The following is a 20,767-nucleotide window of genomic DNA, read 5'->3' as shown; positions in this document are numbered from 1 at the left end:
GGGGGAAGGCGTGGGCGAGCGGGGAACATCGGGGGGCCCAGGGGGGCGGAGCCCTCCTGACGGGGGCGGGTGGGCGGGGACGGCTCGCGCTGGCCGCCGTGCTCGGGGTGCTCGCCGTCGCCAGCGGCGTCGGGCTGATGGCCACCTCCGGGTGGCTCATCTCCCGTGCCTCGCAGCAACCGCCCGTCCTCCATCTCATGGTCGCCGTCACCGCGACCCGCGCCTTCGGGATCGGCCGAGCCGTCTTCCGCTACGCCGAACGCCTCCTCAGCCACGACGCCGTCCTCCGCATCCTCGCCGAGCTGCGCGTCACCACCTACCGCGGCCTCGTGCGCCTCGTGCCGTCCGCCGTCCCCCGGCGCGGCGGACGCGGCGGACGCGGCGACCTGCTCGCCCGCCTCGTCTCCGACATCGACGCCCTCCAGGACCGCTACCTGCGCTGGCTCCTCCCGGCCGTCTCGGCCGCCGCCGTCTCCCTCGCCGCCGTCGCGTTCACCGGCTGGCTGCTGCCCGCCGCCGGGGCCGCGCTCGCCGCCGGGCTGCTGGTCGCGGGCGTGGCCGTCCCCGCGCTCGTGTCGGCCGTGGCCCGCCGCACCGAACGCCAGCTCGCGCCCGCGCGGGGCGAGCTGAGCGACCGCGTCCTCGGCCTCCTGACCGGCACCGCCGAGCTGACCGTGGCCGGCGCGCTGCCCGCCCGCCGCGCCGCCGTGCGCGACGCCGACGCCCGGCTCACCGCGCTCGCCGCCCGCAGCGCCGCCGCCACCGCGCTCGGCGGCGGCCTGGCCGCCCTCGCCGCCGGGCTGACCGTGACCGCCGCCGCCTGGCTCGGCGCCGGGGCCGTGGCCGACGGCCGGCTGTCCGGCGTATGGCTGGCGACCGTCGTGCTGGTGCCGCTGGCGGCGTTCGAGGCCGTGGCGGGCATGCCGCAGGCGGTCCAGCAGCGGCAGCGGGTCGCCCGCTCGGCCGAGCGCGTGAGCGAGATCCTGAACGCCCCCGCCCCCGTCCGCGAGCCCGAACGCCCCGCGCCCGCGCCCGCCTCCCCCTTCCCGCTCCGCCTGCGCGGCCTGACCGCCGGCTACCCGGACGCGGATGCGCCCCAGCGTCCCGCGCTCGACGGCATCGACCTCGACCTCACGCCGGGCCGCCGCGTCGCCGTCGTCGGCGCCTCCGGCTCGGGCAAGACCACCCTCGCCCGCTGCCTGCTGCGTTTCCTGGATCCCGCCGACAACGCCACGTCAGGCACCTACACCCTCGGCCCCGAGGGCATCCCCGCCACCGCGCTCGACGGCGACGCCGTACGCCGCATGGTGGGCCTGTGCGCCCAGGACGCCCACATCTTCGACAGCACCATCCGCGAGAACCTGCGGCTGGCCCGCCCCGACGCCGACGAGCCCGCGCTGCGCGCCGCCCTCGCCGACGCCCGCCTCCTCACCTGGGTGGACTCACTGCCCGAGGGCCTGGACACCCCCGTCGGCGAGCACGGCGCCCGCCTCTCCGGCGGCCAGCGGCAGCGCCTCGCGCTCGCCCGCGCCCTGCTGGCCGACTTCCCCGTCCTCGTCCTCGACGAGCCCGCCGAGCACCTCGACCTGCCCACCGCCGACGCCCTCACCGCCGACCTGCTGGCCGCCACCGAGGGCCGCGCGGCCGTGCTCATCACCCACCGCCTCGCCCCGCTGGCCGGCGGCGCCGTGGACGAGGTGCTGGTCCTGGACGCGGGCCGCCCGGTGCAGCGCGGCAGCTACGCCGAGCTGGCCGCCGCCGAGGGCCCCTTCCGCCGCCTGCTGGAGCGGGAGCGGGCCCTCACGCCCCTCCAACCCCTCCCCCTCCCGCTTTCCTCCTGAAATGCCACAAATTACCCTCGCTACCATGCAGGGGATCACCCCCGAGCTGGCCGAGCGCATGCCGCGCCTGCTCCAGGCCATGGAGTCCATCGGCGGCGACGTCGAGCTGCACACCATGCTCGACCGCATCGTCACCACCGCCGCCGAGCTGGCCGACGCCCACTACGCCGCCCTCGCCGTCCTGAACGAGGACGGCAGCGGCATCGGCGAATTCGTCACCCACGGCACCTACGGCACCTACGGCACGGACGACGGCGAGCCTGCCGCCGACAAGACGGCCGGCCGCCTCCCCGGCCGCGAGGGCCTGATCCGGGCGATGCTGGAGAGCACCGACGCCGCCGAGGCGATGCTGCTCGACGACATCATCACCGACCCGCGCTGCGCCGACTTCCCGCCCGGCCACCCCCGCACACGCTCCCTCATCGGCGTCCCCGTCCGCGTCCACGGCGCCGGCTACGGCGCCCTCTACCTCGCCGACAAGGCGGGCGGCCACACCTTCACCGCCGACGACATCCAGATCATGCGGATCCTCGCCACCGAGGCGGGCATCGCCGTCGGCAACGCCCGCCTGTACGAGGCGGTGCGGCAGCAGTCCCGCTGGATGGACGGCAGCCTGGAGCTGGCCACATCCCTCCTCTCCGAGGACGCCGACCACGCCCTCGCCGTCGTCGCCGAGCAGGCCAGGCGGCTGGCCGACGCCGCCGTGGCCGCCGTCCTGGAACCCTCCGGGGAGGGACTGGAGATCGTCGCCGTCAGCGCCGACGAGCCCGGCGGCCTGCTCGGCACCGTCCTGCCCGTCGACGCCCCGCCCCTGGACCGCGTGCTCGCGGGCGAGCCCGTCTACGTCGACGACCCGGCGTTCATCAGCCCCGAACTGGCCCGCCGCTACGGCCCCGCCATGGCGCTGCCGCTGGCCAGCGACGGCCGGATCGTCGGCGCGCTGGCCCTGGCCCGCCCCCGGGACGCCGCCCCCTTCTCCGTGCCCGAGCGGGCCCTGGCCACCCAGTTCGCCCAGCACGCCGCGCTCGCCCTCGTCCTCACCCGGGCCCGGGTGGACCGCGAGCAGCTCGCCGTGCTGGAGGACCGCGACCGCATCGCCCGCGACCTGCACGACCTCGTCATCCAGCGGCTCTTCGCCGTCGGCATGATCCTGGAGGGCGCCCAGCGCGCCAGCCTCCCCCAGGCCCCTGAGGGCCTGGGAGGTGCCCCCAACGCCGCCCCCGGCGTCGCCGACCGCATCGGCTCCGCGCTGCGCGAGCTGGACGCCACCGTCCAGGAGATCCGCACCGCGATCTTCGCCCTCCAGCAGCATCCGGACGAGGTCCCCAGCGGCCTGCGCACCCGCGCGCTGCGCGAGACGGGCGCGGTCGCGCAGACCATCGGCTTCAGGCCCTCGGTCAGCTTCTCCGGCCCGGTCGACGCCCGCGTCCCGGCAGAGGTGGCCCGCAACCTCCTCGCCGCCCTGCGCGAGGCCCTCTCCAACGCCGCCCGCCACGCCGACCCCACCCGCCTCGACGTGCGCATCGACGCGACGGGGGACGCCGTACGCCTCACCGTCGCCGACGACGGCGTCGGCCTCCCCGAGGACGCCGACGGCATCGACGAGTCCGGCCTGCGCAACCTGCGCCGCCGCGCCGAGGCACTCGGCGGCTCCGCCGCCCTCGGCCCCGGGATCGACGGCAAGGGCACCACCGTCACCTGGCAGGCGCCGATCTGAGCGACGCTCCTCGCTCACCTCCGTGCCCTAACGGGTGAACTTCGCGCCGTTCGATGGCATTTGAGACGACGGTCTGCTTAGCGTCCATCGCATGAGCGAAGAACACACGCGCGACGCCATCGACATCAACGACTTCGTGTACGCGGCGACCGGGGCCCGCGTGCGGCGGCTCACCCTGCCGAACGGTGAGCACTGGTTCCCGGCGACAGACGTGTGCAAGGAACTGGGGCACACCAACACAACCGAAGCACTGCGTCGTCATGTCCCAGAGGACATGCGATCCGTAGTGCGAACCCTAATTTCCCGTGAAGGATTGATTATTTCAGCAGGTCACGGGCTTAGGGAATCGATGATCCTGGTTAGCCTCAAGGGCCTGATCCGGCTCGTCAACGGCTGCGTGAAACGGGAGTGCGAGCCGTTCAAGAACTGGATCGCCGACGTCCTCGTCACCGTCCAACGCGAGGGTTCCTACTCCCTGGAGAGGGCCGAGGTCCAACCCGCAGGCCCGCAGGCCCCCACCGCCTACGCCATGCCGCAGCAGGTCGCTGACGCAATCGTTCGGCTGGAGGAACGCAACCTCCGCATCGACGAGGAGTTGGCGGCCGCGCAGCGGGAGGCGAACCGGTCTCGCCAGGAAACCGTCAACGTCATGAAGGACACGTCACGGAACCTGTCGCGGGTGGCCGACGCCCTGGAGAAGATGGTGGACCGGCTCCCCACTCGCGATGTCCAGGAGGAGTCGGCGCGTCTGTCACGCCAGCCTTCCGTGTCCGCCCCGGGGTCAGGCGGGATGACCGCTGAGCAACTGCTCGCCTCGTGGCGGGCCCGGGTGACAATCACCGAGGACGTGTGGTCCGTCGCCGTGCTGCTCGCGCCCGCGCTCGCCGAGCGGGGCGAAACCCGGCTCAGCATCGAGAACATCGCGGATCGGACCGGGCTGACCACGGCCCGGGTACACGACAGCCTCCGCTTCCTGCTGAAGCGCCAGTGCATCCGCCAGATCGGCACCATCCACGACGCGCCGGTCTACGCCCTCCACCACGCGTGACCCGCCGGGAGTGGCGCAGGGGCCGTCGTCGCAAAGAGTAGTTGCGGCGGCGGCCCCCGCGCGTGCGGAGCACAATAGCGAATCGTGGGCAGCCCCAGGTCTCGGTTGGCGCGGTTCCGCAGTGCTCGGGAGCGAACCTTCTCGTGTTCTCGTGAGGCTCTCAGCGTTCCCACAGGCCGGGAGTGGCGCCGAGACATGCACGCACCGCCGTGAGTTAGGTTTCCCCCCATGACCGCTCCCACCACCCCCCGCACGGTCGTGATCAGCGGCGGCGGCACCGGCATCGGCCTGGCCGCGGCCCGCTGCTTCGCCCGCGGCGGCGACACCACGGTCCTCATCGGGCGCCGCCGCGAGGCGCTGGAGCGGGCCGCGGCCGAGCTCGACGGGTCGGCGGTGCCCTGCCCCGCCGACCTCACCGAGCCCGACGACGCCGCCCGCGCCGCGGCGTTCATCGCCGAGCGCTTCGGCACGGTCGACGTCCTGGTCAACAGCGCGGGCGGCAACGGCTGCCTGGAGCCGCGCCGCGACACCGCCGACCCCCTCGCCTCGGCGGCCCACGACTGGACGGTCAACTTCCGCCTCAACACCCTCACCGCCGTGCTGCTGACCGAGGCCCTGCGCGACCGCCTCGCCTCACCCGGCGGCCGCGTGCTGTTCCTCTCCTCCATCGCCGCCTACCGGGGCTCGGGCTCCGGCGCCTACGCCGCGAGCAAGGCCGCGCTCCACCCCTACGCCTTCGACCTCGCCCGCGCGCTGGGCCCGCGCGGCGTCACGGTCAACGTCGTCGCCCCCGGCGTCGTCGACGACACCGAGTTCTTCGGCGGTGCCATGACCGCCGAACGCCACGACCGCCTCGTCGCCGAGACCCTCACCCGCCGCGCCGCCGAGCCCGGCGACATCGCCGAGACCCTGCACTGGCTGGCCTCCCACGCCGCCGGGCACATCACCTCCCAGATCATCCAGGTCAACGGCGGCGCGGAGCGCGGCCGCTGAGGACCGAGGTGGTGCTAGCACCACCTCCGCCGGGGTCCCACGCGGCTGGCCGCGCCCGGCGAGCCGCGCGACCGTAAGGGCATGACCGCGACGACACCGCTCTCAGCGCTCCCGACCACCCCCCGGCCCCAGGCGCACACGGCGCACTCGGCGCCCTCGACTCCCGCCGCCGGCGGCCTCGGCCCCCGGCTCGGCTACCTGCTCGCCGGACTGCCGCTCGGCGTGGCGGCGTTCGTTACCGCCGTGACCGGCTTCGCGGCCGGTCTCGGCACCCTCCCGATCTGGCTCGGCCTCCCGATCCTGGCCGCGACCCTGGCCGCCGCCCGGGGCTTCGCCGCGCTGGAACGCCGCCACGTCGAGGCCGTCACGGGCCGCGCGCTGCCCGCGCCCGCCTACCGCGCGCGGGGGGGCGGCGTGGTGCGGGCGCTGAGCGACCCGCAGTCCTGGCGCGACTTCACCCACGCCCTGGTCTCCTTCCCGCTGCGCATCGTCACCTTCAGCCTCGCCCTGGTCTGGACCGTCGGCGGCGTCGGCCAGCTGCTCTACGGCCTGTGGTCCTGGCCGATCCCGCGCGACGAGGGCGAGGCGGGTCTGCTGGACCTGATGTTCGACATCGACTCGCGCGCCGCCGACATCGCGTTCCACACCGCGATCGGCGTCGTCCTGCTGGCCACGGCCGCCCCCGTGCTGCGCGCCCTGACCGCCGCCCAGACCTCACTCGCCCGCGCCCTGCTCAGCGACGGGCGGCGGCCGCGGTGAGTGACGAGCCAACGCCGCCTCCCCGCGAGCCCGCACGCGCGCGAGCGCGTCAGCCCTCCCCGGCGGCGCTCTCCTCCAGCAGGCTCAGGTCCGCCTTGAGGATCGTGGTGCTGATCATCAGCTCCATGATCAGGTTGTGGTTGAGGGTGTTGCCGACCGGTGGCGGGACCTCCTCCTCCAGGAGCCCGCTCACCGAGCGGCTCAGCCGCTTGCGCACGTTCGTGACGATGTGCGCGGCCCGGCGTTCCGTCCACTTCTCCTCGGGCCGCAACACGCGCAGCTCGGTGGCGACCTGGGCCCAGGTCAGCGGCTGCGGATAGGGCTCGTTGCGCAGATACCGCTGCCCGAGGCAGACGACGACCAGCTTCTCCATCGGGCTGAGCGGCCAGACCTTGCGCTCCCGCGTCTTGGCCTCGAACTCCACCGCCGGGCCCGCCGCCTGCACCGCCGGCGCGGCGACGCGCACCTCGAGCAGGTGCTCCTGCTTGGGGCCGACGATGAACAACGGTGTGTAGCCGGAGGGCAGTTCGGCCCGGTCGCCGCTGATCACCAGCCGGTTGGCGGAGACGCGGATGGGCAGCCGGCCGACGTTGTGCAGCACCCAGCGCTCGTGGTCGCGCGTGATGTGCCCGTGCTGGCGGCTGACATGCGGGTCCTCCGCGCCGACGCACACGTGGACGTCGGGCTCGCTGCGCCCGAAGATCAACGCGAAGCGAACGTCGGGCGCGATGCTCATCCCGCCGTTGACCCCCAAGACGAACAGCGTCCCGGGCTCCACCGAGGGTGGGAGCCCGCGCGTGAGACTGCCGAAGTCGGGCGGCAGGAGGTTGACCTTGTTCGACGATCTGGGAATGGGCAACGTCACGGTCTATCCCCTCTCCGTGCGTCACTTCAAGGTTACCGCTGGCTGCCAAACCCCGGGAGATCGTCGCATGAACGAATCGGCTAACGAGTCGGCCAACGAGCCGACGAACGAGTCTGTGATCGGGCGGTGGAGCGCGTTCCCGCGCGAGGAGATGGAGGCGATGGACGCCGACGGGGGCTACGGGCGGCGGTGACTTCGCGAAACGCTATCTCATCAACCCCACCGTGCTGCGGATGCTGGGCGAGGTGCGCGGCCGCCGCGTGCTCGACGCGGGCTGCGGGCAGGGCTACCTGAGCCGCATGCTCGCCGCGCGCGGCGCCGAGCTCGTCGGCGTCGAACCGGCTGACGGTATGGTCGCCTACGCCCGCGAGCAGGAGGAACGCCTCCGCCAGGGCATCACCTACCACCAGGCCGACCTCACCCGGTGCGACGTCGGCGCCGACTTCGACGCGGTGGTGTGCAGCATGGTGCTGCCCGCCATCCCCGACTGGCGCCCCGCGATGCGCACCTGCGTGCGCGCCCTGCGGCCCGGCGGCCTGTTCGTCTTCTCCCTCAACCACCCGGCGTTCGAGGACCTGTGGACGACCTGGCGCCGGCACGGCGAGTACCGCGTACGCCGCTACCTGGCGGAGTACGAGATCCCCCACCGCCACGGCCCCGACTTCCACCGTCCCCTCTCGGCGTACCTCAACGAACTCGCCGCCCTCGGCTGCCGCCTGACCGAGCTGGCCGAGCCCGGCCTCGACCCCGCCGTCGCGTCAGCGTCGGGCATCGATGGCATCGAGAGCTACGTACACCTGCCGAACTTCCTGATCGTCGCCGCCGAGAGATGACTTGTGTTCGAAGGCGTTCGACACCAAGCTGCTGCGAGGCAGGCACAGTTGGGTCGATCGTGTGGAGGATGGGGATATGAGACGGAACACCCGAAGGGCAGTTGGGGCGACGGTGGCGATGATGGCCGCGCTGGCCACGAGCGTGGCGCTGGCGCCGCCCGCCGGCGCGGACGTGAGCGACTGCGAGCTCGTCCCCGAGGCCCCCTACGGCAACGTCGGCGGCGGCGGAGTCTTCTGCCCGGCGGGCGCGGGCACCTTCACCTACCGCGCGGTGGTGGACTGCTACGACGGGTATCCGAATCCGTCCAACCCGCAGTACATCGGCACCTATTACGGCCCGTGGGTCCAGGCGAGCATGACGGAGGAGACCAGCTCGACCGTCCCGTGCAACGGGTACGTGCCGGGGTCGGGGATCGGCTTCAACACGCGCGTCGAGGTGCGGTGATTGATCCGAACGGGTGACTTTAGGGCTGATCAGTGGCCTTTGGGCCGATGATCTGCTTACCGTCCCGGACGTGAGTGATCAGCAGAACACGCCGGGCGCACCCGCCCGGCAAGATGCCATCAATGTCAGCGACTTCGTCTACGCGGCGACCGGTGCGCGCGAGCGGCGGCTCACCATGCCAGACGGCGAGCACTGGTTCCCGGCTGCGGATGTGTGTCGGGAACTGGGCTACAGCACGACCCACAAGGCCCTCCTGGATCACGTTCCGGAGAAGCACCGAGTCTCGCTCGAAACCGTGACTGGAGGTCATGGTCTCAGCATTCCCGCAGGTCGGAGCTGGCGCCGAGACTTGCAGATGATCGACCTCCAAGGGCTGATCCTCCTGGTTCAAGGCTGCACGAAGCCATCGTGCCTGCCCTTCAAAGAGTGGGTGACGGACGTGATCACGACCCTCCAGCGCGACGGCTCCTACTCCCTGAACAAGGCCGAGGTCCAGCCCACCAACCCGGAGGCTCCCCCGGCGTACGCCATGCCTCAGCAAGTCGCCGACGCCATTGTGCGGCTGGAGGAGCGCAATCTCCGGACCGACGAGGAGTTCGCGCTCGCACAGCGGGACGCCAATGTCATGCGCCGCGAGGCCGTCAACTCGCTGAGGGACATGGCCACGACGCAGCGCGAGACCGTCAACGCACTGAAAGGCGTCGCCGAGGCGCAGCGCGAGACCACCAGGGCGCTGCGCGACCTCGCCGAGGCGCAGCAGCGGTCGACCATGGCCATGCACGAGCTGCTGGCGGAGACGGTCCGCAGCTCGTTGCCGAAGCCGGCCGACCGGATTCCGCGCCAGCGTTCGCGGCCCGCCGCGACGGCGGTGGAGGAGGCGGCGGCGGAGGCGGTGGAAACCACGGCGGCCGAGCAGTTGCTCGCCGCCTGGCGGGCGCGGGTGACGATCACCGAGGACGTATGGGCCGTGGCCGTGCTGCTCGCGCCACGCCTCGCCGAGGACGGCGAAGTGCGCGTCCGCGTCGAGAGCATCGCCGAGCAGCCGGATCTCACCACCGCCCGCGTGCACGACAGCCTCCGGTTCCTGCTCAAGCGCCAGTGCATCCGCCAGGTCGGTACCCGCCACAACGCACCCGTCTACGCCGTTCACCACGCGTAGCGGGACATCAGAACGGGCCCGCCGTCGCAAGACGAATTTGCGGCGGTGGGCCCGTGACGCAGCAGCATAGCGGCCCGGCCGCGGGCCTATCCTCCCGACGTGGAGATAACGCCCATCGATCCCCAGCCGCGCTCCTACGCCCAGGGCGCCCTGGTCACCGCCGCCTCGCGGACCCTCTTCGTCAGCGGCCAGGTCCCGGAGGACGCCGACGGCACCGTCCCCGCCGACTTCGACGCGCAGTGCCGCCTCGCCTGGCGGAACGTCCTCGCCGTCCTCGAACAGGCCGGCATGGGCGTACACAATCTCGCGAAGGTGACGGTCTTCCTCTCCGACCGCCGCTACCGGGAGGCCAACGCCCGTATCCGCCACGAGGTCCTCGGCGGGCACAGCCCGGCGCTGACCATCATCGTCACCGGGATCTACGACCAGGCCTGGCTGCTGGAGATCGAGGCGGTGGCGGTGGCGGTGGCGTAGGTGCAGGCGACCGATGAGTTTCCGGCCGCCCACCGGTCCGATCTTGCATGACGACATCGCATGAATCGCGACACTCACACCCGGACCTGGAGCCCGTCGCCCGAGAGCTGGCCGGGCTGCTCGACGGAGTGCCGGAGGAGGCGTTCGGCGCGGCGACGCCGTGTCCCGGGTACGCCGTGCGGGACCTGCTGGGGCACCTGCTGGGCCTGACGGCGGTGTTCACGGCGGCGGCGCGCAAGGACCTCGGGCCGCAGACGGCGACCGACCCCGGCTCGCTGCCGCCCCCGCCGCTGACGGGGGACTGGCGGGAGCGGCTGCGGCGGCAGCTCGACGAGCTGGTGGCGGCCTGGCGGGACCCGGCCGCGTGGGAGGGGGAGACGCAGGCCGGCGGGGTGGCCTTGCCCGGGGCCGTGGCCGGGCTGGTCGCGCTGAACGAGGTGCTGCTCCACGGCTGGGACCTGGCCCGCGCCACCGGGCAGCCGTACGGGTGCGACGACGCCAGCGCGCGGGCCTCGATGGAGCTGCTCTCGCAGGAGACCAGCGACGAGGCGCGGGCGGGGACGGGCTTCGGCCGGGTGGTGCCCGTCCCCGAGGACGCGCCGCTGCTGGACCGCGCGGTGGGCCTCAGCGGGCGGCGGCCGGACTGGACTCCGCCGACGCCGTAGTCTCCGCCGAGGGGACCGGACCGCCCGCAGCGCTGGCTCCCGCAGCGCTGGCCTTCTCCTCCCGCCGTGGCGCGAGCGCGGCCGGGACCACGGCCGCCAGGGCCACCCCGGCCGCCACCCACATCGCCGGCCCGAAGCCGTCGAGGAACGCCTCGGGCGAGGCGTACCCGCCCTGCGCCGCGAAGACGACCGAGACCGTGGCCACGCCGAAGACCGCGCCGACCTCCCGCATGGCGCTGTTGACGCCCGAGGCCACGCCCACGTCGTCGAACGGCACGGAGGAGGTGACGAGGTTGGCGACCGGCGGGAAGACCATGGAGATGCCCACGCCGGAGACGAGCAGCGGCAGGGCGAGGGCCAGGTAGCCGACGCCGGGCTCGGTGACGGCGGCCAGCCAGGCCAGGCCGCCCGCCTGGAGGGCCATGCCGAGGAGCATCAGCGGCCGGTTGCCGAAGCGGTCGGCGAGCGCACCCGCCACCGGCGCGACAACCATCAGCGTGGCGTTCCACACCAGCATCCGCACCCCCGCGCCCAGCGGCGAGTGCCCGAGCCCGGTCTGGAACATCTGGGCGATCATGAAGAGCGACCCGATCAGGGAGAAGCTCTGGAGGAACGCCACGGCGTTGGAGGTGGCGAAGCCGCGCCGCCGGAAGAGGGCGAGGGGCAGCATCGGCTCGCGGGCGCGGCGTTCCCACGCGAGGAAGGCGGCCAGGAACGCCGCCCCGGCCGCCAGCGAGCCGACGACCTCCGCGCTGGACCAGCCCACGGCCGGGGCCCGCACCGCGCCCCAGGTGAGGGGGAAGAGGCCGGCGGCGGCCAGCGCCAGCCCGGCGACGTCCAGACGCGAGGCGCGGGCGCCCCGGCTCTCGCGCAGGCGCAGCGCGGACAGGGCGGCGACGGCGAGGCCCACGGGCACGTTGACCCAGAAGATCCACTGCCAGGCCAGCCCTTCGGTGATGGCGCCGCCGACCACCGGCCCGGCCGCCACGCCCAGGCCCGCGACGCCTCCCCAGATGCCGAGGGCCGTGCCGCGTTTCCCGGCCGGGAAGGCGTCGATGATCAGCGTGAGCGTCAGCGGCATCACGACGGCCGCGCCCACTCCCTGGGCGACGCGGGCGGCGATCAGCGTCCCGGCGCTGGTGGACAGGGCGGCGGCGGCCGAGGCGAGGGTGAAGACGAGGATGCCGGCCACGAACATGCGGCGGCGTCCGAAGCGGTCGCCGAGCGCGGCGCCGGTCAGGAGGAGGCAGGCGAAGGCGAGGTTGTAGGCGTTGATGGTCCATTCGAGGTCGGCGAGGCTGGCGTCGAGCTCGCGCTGCATCACCGGCAGCGAGGTCGAGACCACGACGACGTCAAGCGCGGTGAGGAAGATCCCGACCGGCGCCAGCAACAGGGTCCACTTTCTGGTGGCTCTCGTGTCCATGCGCGTCGAGACCGTTGAGGAAGGGCGTATTCATCGCGTTCATCGCGCTCATCGCGTTCATCGCGCTCATCGCGCGCGGCAGGCCGAAGCGGGGGAAGAGCGCCGGGTCGAGGAACGCCGTGATGCGGGCGAGCCGGACGTCGCGGTCGACGGCGAGGACATGGATGGACTGGGCCAGCCCGCCGCTGTAGACGGCGACGGCGGGCTGGCCGTTGGCGCGGAGCCGAACCATGTGCCCGACCCCCGGGCACTGGGCCGCCAGGAAGCGCAGCACGCTCTCGCGCCCGGCGAACCAGGCGGCGTACGGCGGCATCTCCAGGATCGCGTCCTCGCGCAGCAGGCGGGCGAGGGCGTCGAGGTCGGCGCCCACGAACGCCGCCACGTAGCGGTCGAGGAGCGCGCGGGCGCGGGGGTCGTCGGGCTCGGTGATCTCGTCCTCGGTGGCGCGGGTGGCGGCGAGCTGGGCGCGGGCGCGTTGCAGCGCGCTGTTGACGGCCGGCCGGCTGGTCTGGAGCAACGCCGCGACCTCGTCGGCGGGCCAGCCGAGCACCTCGCGCAGGATCAGGACGGCGCGCTGGCGGGCGGTGAGGTGCTGGAGCGCGGCGATGAAGGCGAGGCGGACGCTGCCGCGTCCGGCGACGATCGCGGCCGGGTCGGTGGCGTCGTCGGGCAGGGGTTCCAGCCAGGTGGCGCCGGGGGCGGGGGGATCGAGCGGCAGGGTCGGGTCCTCGCCCGGGGCGCCGACGGCGGCGGGGAGGGGGCGGCGGGCGCGGGCCTGGAGGGCGTTGAGGCAGGCGTTGGTGGCGATGCGGTAGAGCCAGCGGCGCAGCGAGGAGCGGCCCTCGAAGCGGTCGAAGCCGCGCCAGGCGCGCAGGTACGTCTCCTGGAGCAGGTCTTCGGCCTCGTGCAGGGAGCCGAGCATGCGGTAGCAGTGGACGAGGAGCTCACGCCGGTACGGGAGCGTGAGCCGCCGGAAGTCGTCGGTGGGGTCGGTGGGGTCGTCGGGGTCGCGGTCCGCCATGCCAGTTCAGACCGTCCGGCGGGCGCGAATTCATCGGTGACGACGCCGGCGGCCCGTCGTCCACCGTGATGCCGTAGTCGTCCCTGCTGCCCCTTCCACTGTTCATCAAGGGTTCTGCACCGGTTCCTCACACTTCGACGGCGTTCGAACTAGCCTCCCACCCGCACGTACGCCGCCCAAGGCGAGAGGACGATCCCCCGTGAACGACGACACCACCACCCCTGGCACCGCCCGCCGTGGCTTCCTGAAGCGCGGCGCCGCGACGGCCGCGTCCGCCGCCGCGCTCGCCGCGCTCGGCCCCCTCGACGCCCTTGGCGCCCGCACCGCCGGGGCCGCGCCCCTGACCAAGCGGCTCGCCAGCCCGGACTACGGGCCGCTGTATCCCGTGAAGGACGAGGCCACCGGACTCGAACTCCTCCGGCTCCCCAAGGGCTTCGAATACCTCAGCTACGGCTGGACCGGCGACGTCATGACCGACGGCACGCCGACGCCCTCCGCCCACGACGGCATGGCCGCCTTCCGCCGCCGCGACGGCAGGATCGCCCTCGTCCGCAACCACGAACGCGGCGGCTACGGCGGCGCCTTCACCGAGCCGGCGTACAACCCCGCCGCCGCGGGCGGCACCACGAACCTCGTCTTCGACCCGGAGCGGGGGAAGTTCCTGGAGTCCTGGGGCAGTCTGTCCGGCACGATCCGCAACTGCGCGGGCGGACCCACGCCCTGGGGCACGTGGCTGAGCTGCGAGGAGACCACCGAGCTCGGCCCGGACGGCACCCGCCACGGCTACGTCTTCGAGGTGCCCTACGACCGCAAGGGCGACCCCGAGCCGATCCGCGCGATGGGCCGCTTCAGCCACGAGGCCGTCGCCGTCGACCCGCAGACCGGCTACGTCTACCTCACCGAGGACGCCACCCCCTCCGGCCTCTACCGCTACATCCCGCACCGCAGCGAACGCCTCGCCGCGGGCGGCGAGCTGCAGATGCTCGTGGTCGAGACGCCGGACGGGTCCTCGTACAGCACCTACGGGGACGGCACGGACACCGAGTACCGCACCTCGTGGGTGACCATCGCCAACCCCGACTACGCCCCGGGCGAGACCCGCCCCGCCGAGCAGGGCGCCGCCCTGGGCGCGGCGGTCTTCAAGCGCCTGGAGGGCGCGTGGTGGGGCAACGAGCGCCTCTACATCGTCTCCACCAGCGGCGGCCCGACCGGCCAGGGCCAGGTCTTCGAGTACGACCCGCGCCGCGAGTGGATGCGCGTCCTCTTCGCCTCCCCCGACGCGTCCGTCCTCAACAACCCCGACAACATCTGCGTCAGCCCGCGCGGCGGCATCGTGCTGTGCGAGGACGGCAGCGAGGGCGAGTACGTGCACGGCCTGACGACCGACGGCGAGATCTTCCCCTTCGCCCTCAACCAGATCGTGATCCCGGCGGGCGGCGTCCCGGGCAAGTCCGTGGCCCCCGGCAACTACTCGGGCTCGGAGTGGTGCGGCTCCACCTTCGAGCCGAGGACCGGCGACTGGCTGTTCGTGAACGCCCAGTCCCCCGGCATCACCTTCGCCATCACCGGCCCGTGGCGGCGCGGCTCGCTCTGACCCCTTTCCCCAGGTCCGTCCGTTCAACGGCCGGGCGGGCCCGGTGCGTTGCGCCCGGGTCCGCCCGTCTCACCGCCGCCCGCCGGCCGCCCCAGGCCGGCGGCCTTGACCTCCCGCCGCGCGAAGACCTCCGCGCACCGGTCCGCCATCTGCCGCAGCGCGTCCTTGCGGTCCCGCATGGAGAGCCGGTCGAGATAGGTGTGGCCGACGAGGTGGTCGCTCTCGTGCTGGAGGCAGCGGGCGAAGTAGCCCGTCCCCTCGATGACGAGGGGGTTGCCGTCCTTGTCGACGCCGCGGGCGACGGCGCGGTCGGTGCGGGGGACGCCCATGACCGCACCGGGCACGGACAGGCAGCCCTCGACGTCGTCGACGAGCCGGCGGCTGCCGGGATCGGGCTGGTCCAGGACGGGGTTGACGATGTGGCCGACGTGCCGGATCCCGCGGTCGTCGGGGCAGTCGTAGACGAAGAGCCGCAGGCCGACGCCGACCTGATTGGCTGCCAGGCCGGCGCCGTCGGCCACGTGCATCGTCAGGAACATGTCGTCGATCAACGCCGACAGCTCCGCCGTGCCCAGCTCGGCCGCCGTCACCTCCCGGCAGGGGCGGCCGAGAACCTCCTCGCCCACCACCGTGACCCGGCGCACCGAGCCGCGCTCCGCCTCCGGCGGCAGCGCCGGATACGAGTCGACGGGCCGGCCCTGCACGCGGACGCCAACGGTCATCGCCTTCTCCCTCTCCGCACCGAGTCGAGTGCTTGCCAAGCCCTTTGCAAAGTAGCAGACTTTGCAAAGTGACTGAAGACGACCTCACCTCCCCGCCCGAGCTGCGCGAGCACGAGGTCCGCACGGCCCTGCTGGAGCTGCTCGCCGAGGTCGGCACCCTCACCGCGTCCGAGGCCGCCGCCCGGCTCGGCTACAGCTCCGGGCTCTGCTCCTTCCACCTGCGGCAGCTCGCGCGCTACGGGCTCATCGAGGAGGCCCCGCACAGCGGCGGCCGGGCGCGCCCCTGGCGCCTGAGGAGGCACGCGCATCGCGAGGAGGAGCCGCTCGGCGACCTGGCCCGGGGGCTGGAGGACGAGAGCTGGCGGCGTTGGCTCGCCCAGCGCGGGCGGGCGCCGGCCGAGTGGCGCCGCGACGAGGCGTTCAGCGCCGTGACGTACCTGACGCCCGAGGAGATGAGCCGGGTCGCGGACGCCATCCGGCGGGCGCTCGCCCCTTACCAGGACCGGGAGCAACGCCCCCTGGCCCGGCCCGACGGCGCCCGCCCGGTGGCCCTCATCGCGCGGCTGTTCCCGCTGCTCCCCGAGGACCGATGCTCCTGAGGATCGCCTGAGCCAGCTCCTTGGGACGGGTGAACTGCGGCCAGTGGCCGGTGGGCAGGTCGACGTACCCCACGTCGCGGAGCCTGGCGAGCTCGCGCAGGCTCGGCTCGCCGGCCGCCATCCACTCCCGCAGCGTGGCGGACGGGAACTCGCAGGCGATGACCGTGGAGGGTACGGCGTACCGCCGCTCGTCGGTCAGCCGCTGCGGGTCGCGGGCGACGCGCTCGGGTGAGGGTATGGCGCGCTCGCGGAACGCCGCGCGCAGGCCGTCGTCGAGGTCGACGAGGCCTCGTCGTCGAAGAACGACCAGTCCGGCAGCGGGACGTCGCCGCCCTGGGCCGGGCACCACCTCGTCCCACGAGGAGCGGTCGAGCCACAGGCCGGGGATCAGGATGACGTCCATGTCCGCGAGGCTAGGGCAGGCCACTGACAGCGGCGGCCGGCCTCAGTCGGTCCATTGTCCTCCCGAGCGTCGAGAGCCAGCGTGACACGTGAGACAGAACGCCTCCCGGACAACGCCTGTGTCTTTGTCCTGGCCGATCTCTGTCACATAGTCGACAACGCGTTCGAATATGCCAGGGTTCTATTCGAGTCGCTATTCCGGAGATCCGGCTTTCCGTCCTGCGGCGTACTATTACCTAGCTAGAGCGCCGTTTCGTGGCGGACCTGTTGGGGGTGTATCAATTGTTGTCCGAAGGGTGGTTGGCGGCACTGGCTGCCACCGGTGGCACCACGCTGGTGGCTGCGGCGACAACCGACGCCTGGTCGACAGCCCGAGCGGAATTCGTTCGGCTGCTCAGCAGAGGCGATCGACGGGATGGGGACAGCGTCAGCGACGAGCTCGACACTCTCGCCGACAGTGTGCGAGAAGGTCCGGAAAGCGCATCGGAGCTGGAGTCGCTGAGGGCTGACTGGACGGTCCGGCTCTGCGAGTTCTTGGAGGAGTACCCCGAAGCTGCGACGGACCTGGACGGCGTGGTGCACAGGTTGGCAGGGCTATCTCCCTCCCCCCAGGAGGGAGGGACACAGACCAACATCGCCTACGGGCGGGGGACGCAGAACATCACGCAGCATGGCTCCATCCACATCAATATCACGGACCACGAGCGGGGCGGTCGTGGAGACTGACTCACCTAACGAGCAGTCGAACCACGCGCGTTCGGGTGGAGTGCAGTACATCACCCAGCAGGGCGACATCATCATGGCTCCCCCCGTTGTGGCCAAGTCTCGTCGTCCTCTGCTCCGGTGGCTTGTCCTGCTCGGAACGGCCGCGATCCTCAGCGGTAGTTCGGCGGCGCTGATTCTCATCCCCGATCAGCACCTGCCGTCGGACGCCGCAGCGTCGGTCGGGACCTCGGAGACCCGTGGCACGGTGTGTTGGGTGACCCAGGACGGTGTCGACGTCCGGAAAGGCCCGGGCTCCGACTACCCGCTCGTCGACACCGTCGGCGAGGGCCAGGGCTTCACCCCCTACGCATCTGAGAACTCGGACGAGACGTGGTACACAGGCCGCCTGTGGGGCGGAGGAGACACCTACGTGTGGATCCGCAAGGACTACCTCGACTGCCAACGGACGCCTTTGCAGACCCCGGAGGCACAGACGGTCTGTCACGTGACCGAGGACGGTGTCAGCGTCCGGAAAGGCCCGGGCTCCGAATACAGGCTCGTTACCACCATCGGCGAGGGCGAGGACTTCTTCTACCGGTATGCGTCTTGGAACTCGGACGAGACGTGGTATATGGGCGACCTGTGGGGCGGAGATACCTACGTGTGGATCCGCAAGGACTATCTCGACTGTCAGTAGTGCTATTCGCCACCATGACCGAGGCGCGTCCCGCACCGGGTTGCCCTCATGCTGCTTCTGAGAACGAGCAGCGCCGGAACCTGCCGCATGGGACATGTGGTTGGGTGGACGGCCTCCGAGTCTTGAGCTACTTCCCTGATCCGGGTCCCGCGTCGCGCACGGCCAGGGGGCCAATCGGGCGCTACGGCGGGCACGCAAGGGGCCGCCCGATTCGCCAACCAGCGTATGGCCCCCTGGCCATGCCCGACCCCAGACCGGGCAGGACACCGACCCAACACTCTCCGGCCGGCCGCGACCGCACCCGCGCCACCCGGGCACATCAAGACGCCCGCCGCAGCCGCGCCGCCGTCACCCGCGCCAGCAGCGCCAGATCCCGCGCCGTCGAAGCGGAAAAGGCCAGATGCACCACGCCTGAGCCGTCGGGCCCCACGTCGGCCCGCAGCCGCACGATGTTCACGTCGATACCGGCCGCCGTCAGCGCCTCCGCCAACTCCCCGACGGCGTTCTTCGCATCCCGCCTACCAGACACGTAGTCGATCCCCCTACCCACAGCACGGCGTCAGGGTCGAATGCCCCCGTCCAGCGATCCCAGGTCGTCATCCGGCCGGTTCATCGCCCAAGATTCCCTTTCACGCAGTGACTTGCCCAGTGCCCGGCCGGAGGCGCGTTGATCACAACGACCGCAGCTCCGATGCCATCGGCACCGGGGTTCTGCGGAATCCCAGCCGGGCCACCCGGTTGCTGCCAGGCGCGGGGTGGTCCGGTATTCGTATGCGGTTGTTGATCAGCGCCCCGAGGGGCCGTTGCCTCCGTCGCCGCCCTCCAACTCGTAGAGGGGGTTGCCGGGCGCGGGGCTCACGCGCAAGAACCACTCGGTGAAGAGCTTGAACTGCCGGTGATGGATGTTCCGGCCCGTGTGCTGCAACGCCCACATCTCGACCGGCACAGATTCGTTGTCCACAATCTGTGACTTGGCCCCGCACGCCACGCACTCCACGCGGAAGATCCCCCGAGGCGCACCCGGGGCGGTTTCCTCGCCGAGGTGCCACGGGACGTGCTTGATGATCGCTCTGGTCACCGTGACTCCCTGATCTCGTGGTCGGTCACCGGCTCGACCTGGCCGGGCAGGGCATCCCACTCTCGTCCGCCATCGATGGGGCGCAGCCAGACGCGGCTCAACTCGAAGCTCGTCACGCGGCCGATCGCGTCGCAGGAGATGTCCCGCGCGAGCGATCCGACCGCCAGGGGCCCTGCGCCGTTCACGAGGCCACGCCCAACTCGTGCATGCGCTCCCGCATCCGCCGTTCCTCAGCGGTCTGCATGTACCGAGGGACCAGTTCATCCCTGCCACGGGGCAGAACCAGGGTGGGCGGATCCACAACTTCGGCTGCCAGGGCTCCATGGCTCGCTCGATGGCGGCCGGGAGCGGGGAACAGCAGCCGGAGCAATGGCCCGAGAAACCAGGCGACACAGTCCGTCACGTCAGCACTCCTCTTCAGCGTGATTCACCGCTTCAGAAGCCATGCTGGTGACGCAACAAGCCCCCAACTTTCACAGTCGAGTGAAAGCCGGGGGCCCGAGAGTGAAAGCCCTACAGCCCGATCCAGGCGGCGAGGTGATCGAGGGTGTCCGGTGTGCGTCGGGAGATGTGGACCAGGCCCCGGATCGTCTCGCGTGCCCCGGGGTGGTAGCGCGTCTGCTGGGGAGCCAGCCGCCGCGCCGTCGTCATCGACTTCAGGGCCGCTTCCGTGCGCCCCGCCTCCATCTGAGCGCGCGCCCGGTCCACGTGGAAGTGGGCGGCGCGCGAGACGGCCCAGTCCTTCGGCAGCATGACCTTGTCGGCATGCCGCAGCGCCTCGCTGAACTGCCGTATCTCGATGTAGGCGGAGACCGCGTGTACGGCGACGTTGGTGGGCCCGAAGGACAGCCAATGCACGTCGGTTGCCTCGCCGATGCGGTCGGCGTACGAACGCGCCTCCGTCAGGTGGGTTTCCACGGCGCCCAGGTCGTCGGAGCGCGCGGAGATGATGGCGGCCCCGAGGTGCAGTTGCCCCGCCACCGCGTGGCGTTCCCTGCTGTCGGAAGCCTGCCCCAGCAGGCCGTGGCCGGACGCGATCAGCCGCTGCCCGATCGTGTACGCGCCCTCCCGGAAGTAGACCAGCCCGCGCATGTACTGCCGTACCGCAGCCAACAGCGGATCGGACGCACGGGACGCGGCCCAGTCCATCCGGTCGAGCGCCACCGTGGACAGGTCGTAGTACCCGAGCTTGACCGCCAGATCGTGAGCCGTGCGATACGTGCTCGACAGCGCCGCCCACAGTTCCGAGGAGGGGGTTCGGTAGGCCGCCGTCGTGATCTCCGCGATGACACCCGGCAGGTCGTGCGCGGCATCGTTGAGCTTCGTGGCGCGCACTTGCTGACACAAGCGCTCCGCCGCAGCGACCAGGAGGTGAGTCGGCCGAGGAGCGATGTCCGGATCAGCGCCCAGGTCGTAGAGGTCCAGCGCCTCACGGATCGGGCGTATCAACTCCGCCAGGCGATCCTGCTGGAGTTCGGTCACGTACGGCTGACCCGTCAACGCCGTCACGTCGACCGACAGCTCTTGCGCCACCGCAGCCACGAAGTCAGGGCTCGCCGGTTTGTGACCCGACTCGACCTGCGTGAGCAGGCTGTAGGAGTAGGGGATCCGTTGCGCTAGTCCGCGCTGAGTCAATCCGGCCAGCTTCCGGTGGTGCGCGATCCGGTTGCCGGTGTGTTCGTCGCCGAGGAAGGGCATGATCCTGCTCCGTCCATCCGTGCCGCCCT

24 protein-coding genes are annotated in these 20,767 nt (G+C 72.2%); 15 read left to right on the top strand and 9 right to left on the bottom strand.

What is annotated here, in order from left to right:
- The 5 genes from cydC to ACTWQH_RS09560 all read left to right on the top strand — a co-directional run.
- Positions 1-1,841, top strand: a 1,841-nt coding sequence (cydC, locus tag ACTWQH_RS09580; protein ID WP_443285964.1) for a thiol reductant ABC exporter subunit CydC, incomplete at its 5' end; no start/stop codon positions are given.
- Positions 1,842-1,866: 25 nt separating this feature from the next.
- Entirely contained in the window at positions 1,867-3,558 is a 1,692-nt protein-coding gene (locus ACTWQH_RS09575) for a GAF domain-containing sensor histidine kinase (RefSeq protein WP_443285963.1), read from the top strand.
- A 91-nt stretch (positions 3,559-3,649) separates the two neighbouring features.
- Positions 3,650-4,606, top strand: a complete 957-nt coding sequence (locus ACTWQH_RS09570; RefSeq protein ID WP_443285962.1) for a BRO-N domain-containing protein — start codon at positions 3,650-3,652, stop codon at positions 4,604-4,606.
- Positions 4,607-4,834: 228 nt separating this feature from the next.
- A complete protein-coding gene (locus ACTWQH_RS09565) occupies positions 4,835-5,599 on the top strand; it encodes an SDR family NAD(P)-dependent oxidoreductase (RefSeq protein WP_443285961.1) in 765 nt (254 codons plus the stop codon).
- Between the two features lie 81 nt (positions 5,600-5,680).
- Positions 5,681-6,358, top strand: a complete 678-nt coding sequence (locus tag ACTWQH_RS09560; protein WP_443285960.1) for a sensor domain-containing protein — start codon at positions 5,681-5,683, stop codon at positions 6,356-6,358.
- 49 nt (positions 6,359-6,407) lie between these two features.
- Here ACTWQH_RS09560 and ACTWQH_RS09555 read toward each other — a convergent pair whose 3' ends face one another.
- Entirely contained in the window at positions 6,408-7,223 is an 816-nt protein-coding gene (locus ACTWQH_RS09555) for an FHA domain-containing protein (RefSeq protein WP_443285959.1), read from the bottom strand.
- 67 nt (positions 7,224-7,290) lie between these two features.
- Between ACTWQH_RS09555 and ACTWQH_RS09550 the strand changes: the two genes are divergently transcribed.
- The 6 genes from ACTWQH_RS09550 to ACTWQH_RS09525 all read left to right on the top strand — a co-directional run bounded on the left by ACTWQH_RS09550 (position 7,291) and on the right by ACTWQH_RS09525 (position 10,799).
- Entirely contained in the window at positions 7,291-7,416 is a 126-nt protein-coding gene (locus ACTWQH_RS09550) for a hypothetical protein (RefSeq protein ID WP_443285958.1), read from the top strand.
- Between the two features lie 40 nt (positions 7,417-7,456).
- Complete coding sequence (locus ACTWQH_RS09545) at positions 7,457-8,056, top strand: class I SAM-dependent methyltransferase (protein WP_443285972.1); 600 nt, start codon at positions 7,457-7,459, stop codon at positions 8,054-8,056.
- Positions 8,057-8,132: 76 nt separating this feature from the next.
- Positions 8,133-8,501: a hypothetical protein gene (locus tag ACTWQH_RS09540; RefSeq protein ID WP_443285957.1), complete on the top strand. Its 369-nt coding sequence runs from the start codon at positions 8,133-8,135 to the stop codon at positions 8,499-8,501.
- Positions 8,502-8,571: 70 nt separating this feature from the next.
- The gene (locus ACTWQH_RS09535) at positions 8,572-9,660 is read left to right on the top strand and encodes a BRO-N domain-containing protein (protein ID WP_443285956.1); all 1,089 of its coding nucleotides are present in this window, start codon (positions 8,572-8,574) and stop codon (positions 9,658-9,660) included.
- A gap of 99 nt (positions 9,661-9,759) precedes the next feature.
- Positions 9,760-10,134 carry a RidA family protein gene (locus ACTWQH_RS09530; RefSeq protein ID WP_443285955.1) on the top strand — a complete coding sequence of 125 codons (375 nt, stop codon included), beginning with the start codon at positions 9,760-9,762 and terminating at the stop codon, positions 10,132-10,134.
- Between the two features lie 47 nt (positions 10,135-10,181).
- Positions 10,182-10,799, top strand: coding sequence for a TIGR03086 family metal-binding protein (locus ACTWQH_RS09525; protein WP_443285954.1), 618 nt, complete (start codon positions 10,182-10,184; stop codon positions 10,797-10,799).
- Here ACTWQH_RS09525 and ACTWQH_RS09520 read toward each other — a convergent pair.
- Both ACTWQH_RS09520 and ACTWQH_RS09515 read right to left on the bottom strand, forming a co-directional pair.
- A complete protein-coding gene (locus ACTWQH_RS09520; protein WP_443285953.1) occupies positions 10,759-12,222 on the bottom strand; it encodes an MFS transporter in 1,464 nt (487 codons plus the stop codon). The two genes, ACTWQH_RS09525 and ACTWQH_RS09520, sit on opposite strands and share 41 nt — an antisense overlap.
- The gene (locus tag ACTWQH_RS09515) at positions 12,152-13,243 is read right to left on the bottom strand and encodes a sigma-70 family RNA polymerase sigma factor (protein WP_443285952.1); all 1,092 of its coding nucleotides are present in this window, start codon (positions 13,241-13,243) and stop codon (positions 12,152-12,154) included. Before ACTWQH_RS09515 ends, ACTWQH_RS09520 begins: the two co-directional genes overlap by 71 nt.
- A 199-nt stretch (positions 13,244-13,442) precedes the next feature.
- Here ACTWQH_RS09515 and ACTWQH_RS09510 point away from each other — a divergent pair, with 199 nt between their 5' ends.
- The gene (locus ACTWQH_RS09510; RefSeq protein WP_443285951.1) at positions 13,443-14,837 is read left to right on the top strand and encodes an alkaline phosphatase PhoX; all 1,395 of its coding nucleotides are present in this window, start codon (positions 13,443-13,445) and stop codon (positions 14,835-14,837) included.
- A 23-nt stretch (positions 14,838-14,860) separates the two neighbouring features.
- Here the strand turns inward: ACTWQH_RS09510 and def are convergent, their stop codons facing one another.
- The gene (gene def / locus ACTWQH_RS09505) at positions 14,861-15,559 is read right to left on the bottom strand and encodes a peptide deformylase (protein ID WP_443285950.1); all 699 of its coding nucleotides are present in this window, start codon (positions 15,557-15,559) and stop codon (positions 14,861-14,863) included.
- A gap of 68 nt (positions 15,560-15,627) precedes the next feature.
- Between def and ACTWQH_RS09500 the strand changes: the two genes are divergently transcribed.
- Positions 15,628-16,158 (top strand): ArsR/SmtB family transcription factor, encoded by a 531-nt coding sequence (locus ACTWQH_RS09500; protein WP_443285949.1) that lies wholly within the window; start codon positions 15,628-15,630, stop codon positions 16,156-16,158.
- Here ACTWQH_RS09500 and ACTWQH_RS09495 read toward each other — a convergent pair.
- Positions 16,112-16,561, bottom strand: coding sequence for a hypothetical protein (locus tag ACTWQH_RS09495; protein WP_443285948.1), 450 nt, complete (start codon positions 16,559-16,561; stop codon positions 16,112-16,114). The genes ACTWQH_RS09500 and ACTWQH_RS09495 overlap by 47 nt on opposite strands.
- Positions 16,562-16,815: 254 nt before the next feature.
- On the opposite strand from ACTWQH_RS09495, the gene ACTWQH_RS09490 reads away from it, so the two are divergent.
- Both ACTWQH_RS09490 and ACTWQH_RS09485 read left to right on the top strand, forming a co-directional pair.
- Complete coding sequence (locus tag ACTWQH_RS09490) at positions 16,816-17,286, top strand: hypothetical protein (RefSeq protein ID WP_443285947.1); 471 nt, start codon at positions 16,816-16,818, stop codon at positions 17,284-17,286.
- A 40-nt stretch (positions 17,287-17,326) separates the two neighbouring features.
- Positions 17,327-17,962, top strand: coding sequence for an SH3 domain-containing protein (locus ACTWQH_RS09485; protein WP_443285946.1), 636 nt, complete (start codon positions 17,327-17,329; stop codon positions 17,960-17,962).
- Positions 17,963-18,281: 319 nt separating this feature from the next.
- Here the strand turns inward: ACTWQH_RS09485 and ACTWQH_RS09480 are convergent, their stop codons facing one another.
- From ACTWQH_RS09480 to ACTWQH_RS09465, 4 genes are all read right to left on the bottom strand, one after another.
- Complete coding sequence (locus tag ACTWQH_RS09480; RefSeq protein ID WP_443285945.1) at positions 18,282-18,491, bottom strand: hypothetical protein; 210 nt, start codon at positions 18,489-18,491, stop codon at positions 18,282-18,284.
- A 255-nt stretch (positions 18,492-18,746) separates the two neighbouring features.
- Positions 18,747-19,040 carry a DUF7848 domain-containing protein gene (locus tag ACTWQH_RS09475; RefSeq protein ID WP_443285944.1) on the bottom strand — a complete coding sequence of 98 codons (294 nt, stop codon included), beginning with the start codon at positions 19,038-19,040 and terminating at the stop codon, positions 18,747-18,749.
- A complete protein-coding gene (locus tag ACTWQH_RS09470; protein ID WP_443285943.1) occupies positions 19,037-19,225 on the bottom strand; it encodes a hypothetical protein in 189 nt (62 codons plus the stop codon). The genes ACTWQH_RS09475 and ACTWQH_RS09470 overlap by 4 nt, the downstream gene beginning before the upstream one ends.
- A gap of 328 nt (positions 19,226-19,553) precedes the next feature.
- On the bottom strand, positions 19,554-20,738 hold the full coding sequence (locus tag ACTWQH_RS09465; protein ID WP_443285942.1) for a helix-turn-helix domain-containing protein: 1,185 nt from the start codon (positions 20,736-20,738) through the stop codon (positions 19,554-19,556).
- Between the last annotated feature and the right edge of the window lie 29 nt (positions 20,739-20,767).

Source organism: Streptomyces sp. 6N223 (assembly GCF_052246635.1).
Lineage (GTDB): Bacteria > Actinomycetota > Actinomycetes > Streptomycetales > Streptomycetaceae > Streptomyces.
This window is presented reverse-complemented; position numbering and strand designations above follow the sequence as displayed.

Coding starts and splice junctions, on each gene's coding strand:
- ACTWQH_RS09520 (WP_443285953.1), bottom strand. CDS start 12,222: ATGGACACGAGAGCCACCAGAAAGTGGACCCTGTTGCTGGCGCCGGTC.
- ACTWQH_RS09515 (WP_443285952.1), bottom strand. CDS start 13,243: ATGGCGGACCGCGACCCCGACGACCCCACCGACCCCACCGACGACTTC.
- ACTWQH_RS09495 (WP_443285948.1), bottom strand. CDS start 16,561: ATGGACGTCATCCTGATCCCCGGCCTGTGGCTCGACCGCTCCTCGTGG.
- ACTWQH_RS09550 (WP_443285958.1), top strand. CDS start 7,291: ATGAACGAATCGGCTAACGAGTCGGCCAACGAGCCGACGAACGAGTCT.
- ACTWQH_RS09575 (WP_443285963.1), top strand. CDS start 1,867: ATGCAGGGGATCACCCCCGAGCTGGCCGAGCGCATGCCGCGCCTGCTC.
- ACTWQH_RS09570 (WP_443285962.1), top strand. CDS start 3,650: ATGAGCGAAGAACACACGCGCGACGCCATCGACATCAACGACTTCGTG.
- ACTWQH_RS09465 (WP_443285942.1), bottom strand. CDS start 20,738: ATGCCCTTCCTCGGCGACGAACACACCGGCAACCGGATCGCGCACCAC.
- ACTWQH_RS09545 (WP_443285972.1), top strand. CDS start 7,457: ATGCTGGGCGAGGTGCGCGGCCGCCGCGTGCTCGACGCGGGCTGCGGG.
- ACTWQH_RS09525 (WP_443285954.1), top strand. CDS start 10,182: ATGACGACATCGCATGAATCGCGACACTCACACCCGGACCTGGAGCCC.
- ACTWQH_RS09540 (WP_443285957.1), top strand. CDS start 8,133: ATGAGACGGAACACCCGAAGGGCAGTTGGGGCGACGGTGGCGATGATG.
- ACTWQH_RS09560 (WP_443285960.1), top strand. CDS start 5,681: ATGACCGCGACGACACCGCTCTCAGCGCTCCCGACCACCCCCCGGCCC.
- def (WP_443285950.1), bottom strand. CDS start 15,559: ATGACCGTTGGCGTCCGCGTGCAGGGCCGGCCCGTCGACTCGTATCCG.
- ACTWQH_RS09565 (WP_443285961.1), top strand. CDS start 4,835: ATGACCGCTCCCACCACCCCCCGCACGGTCGTGATCAGCGGCGGCGGC.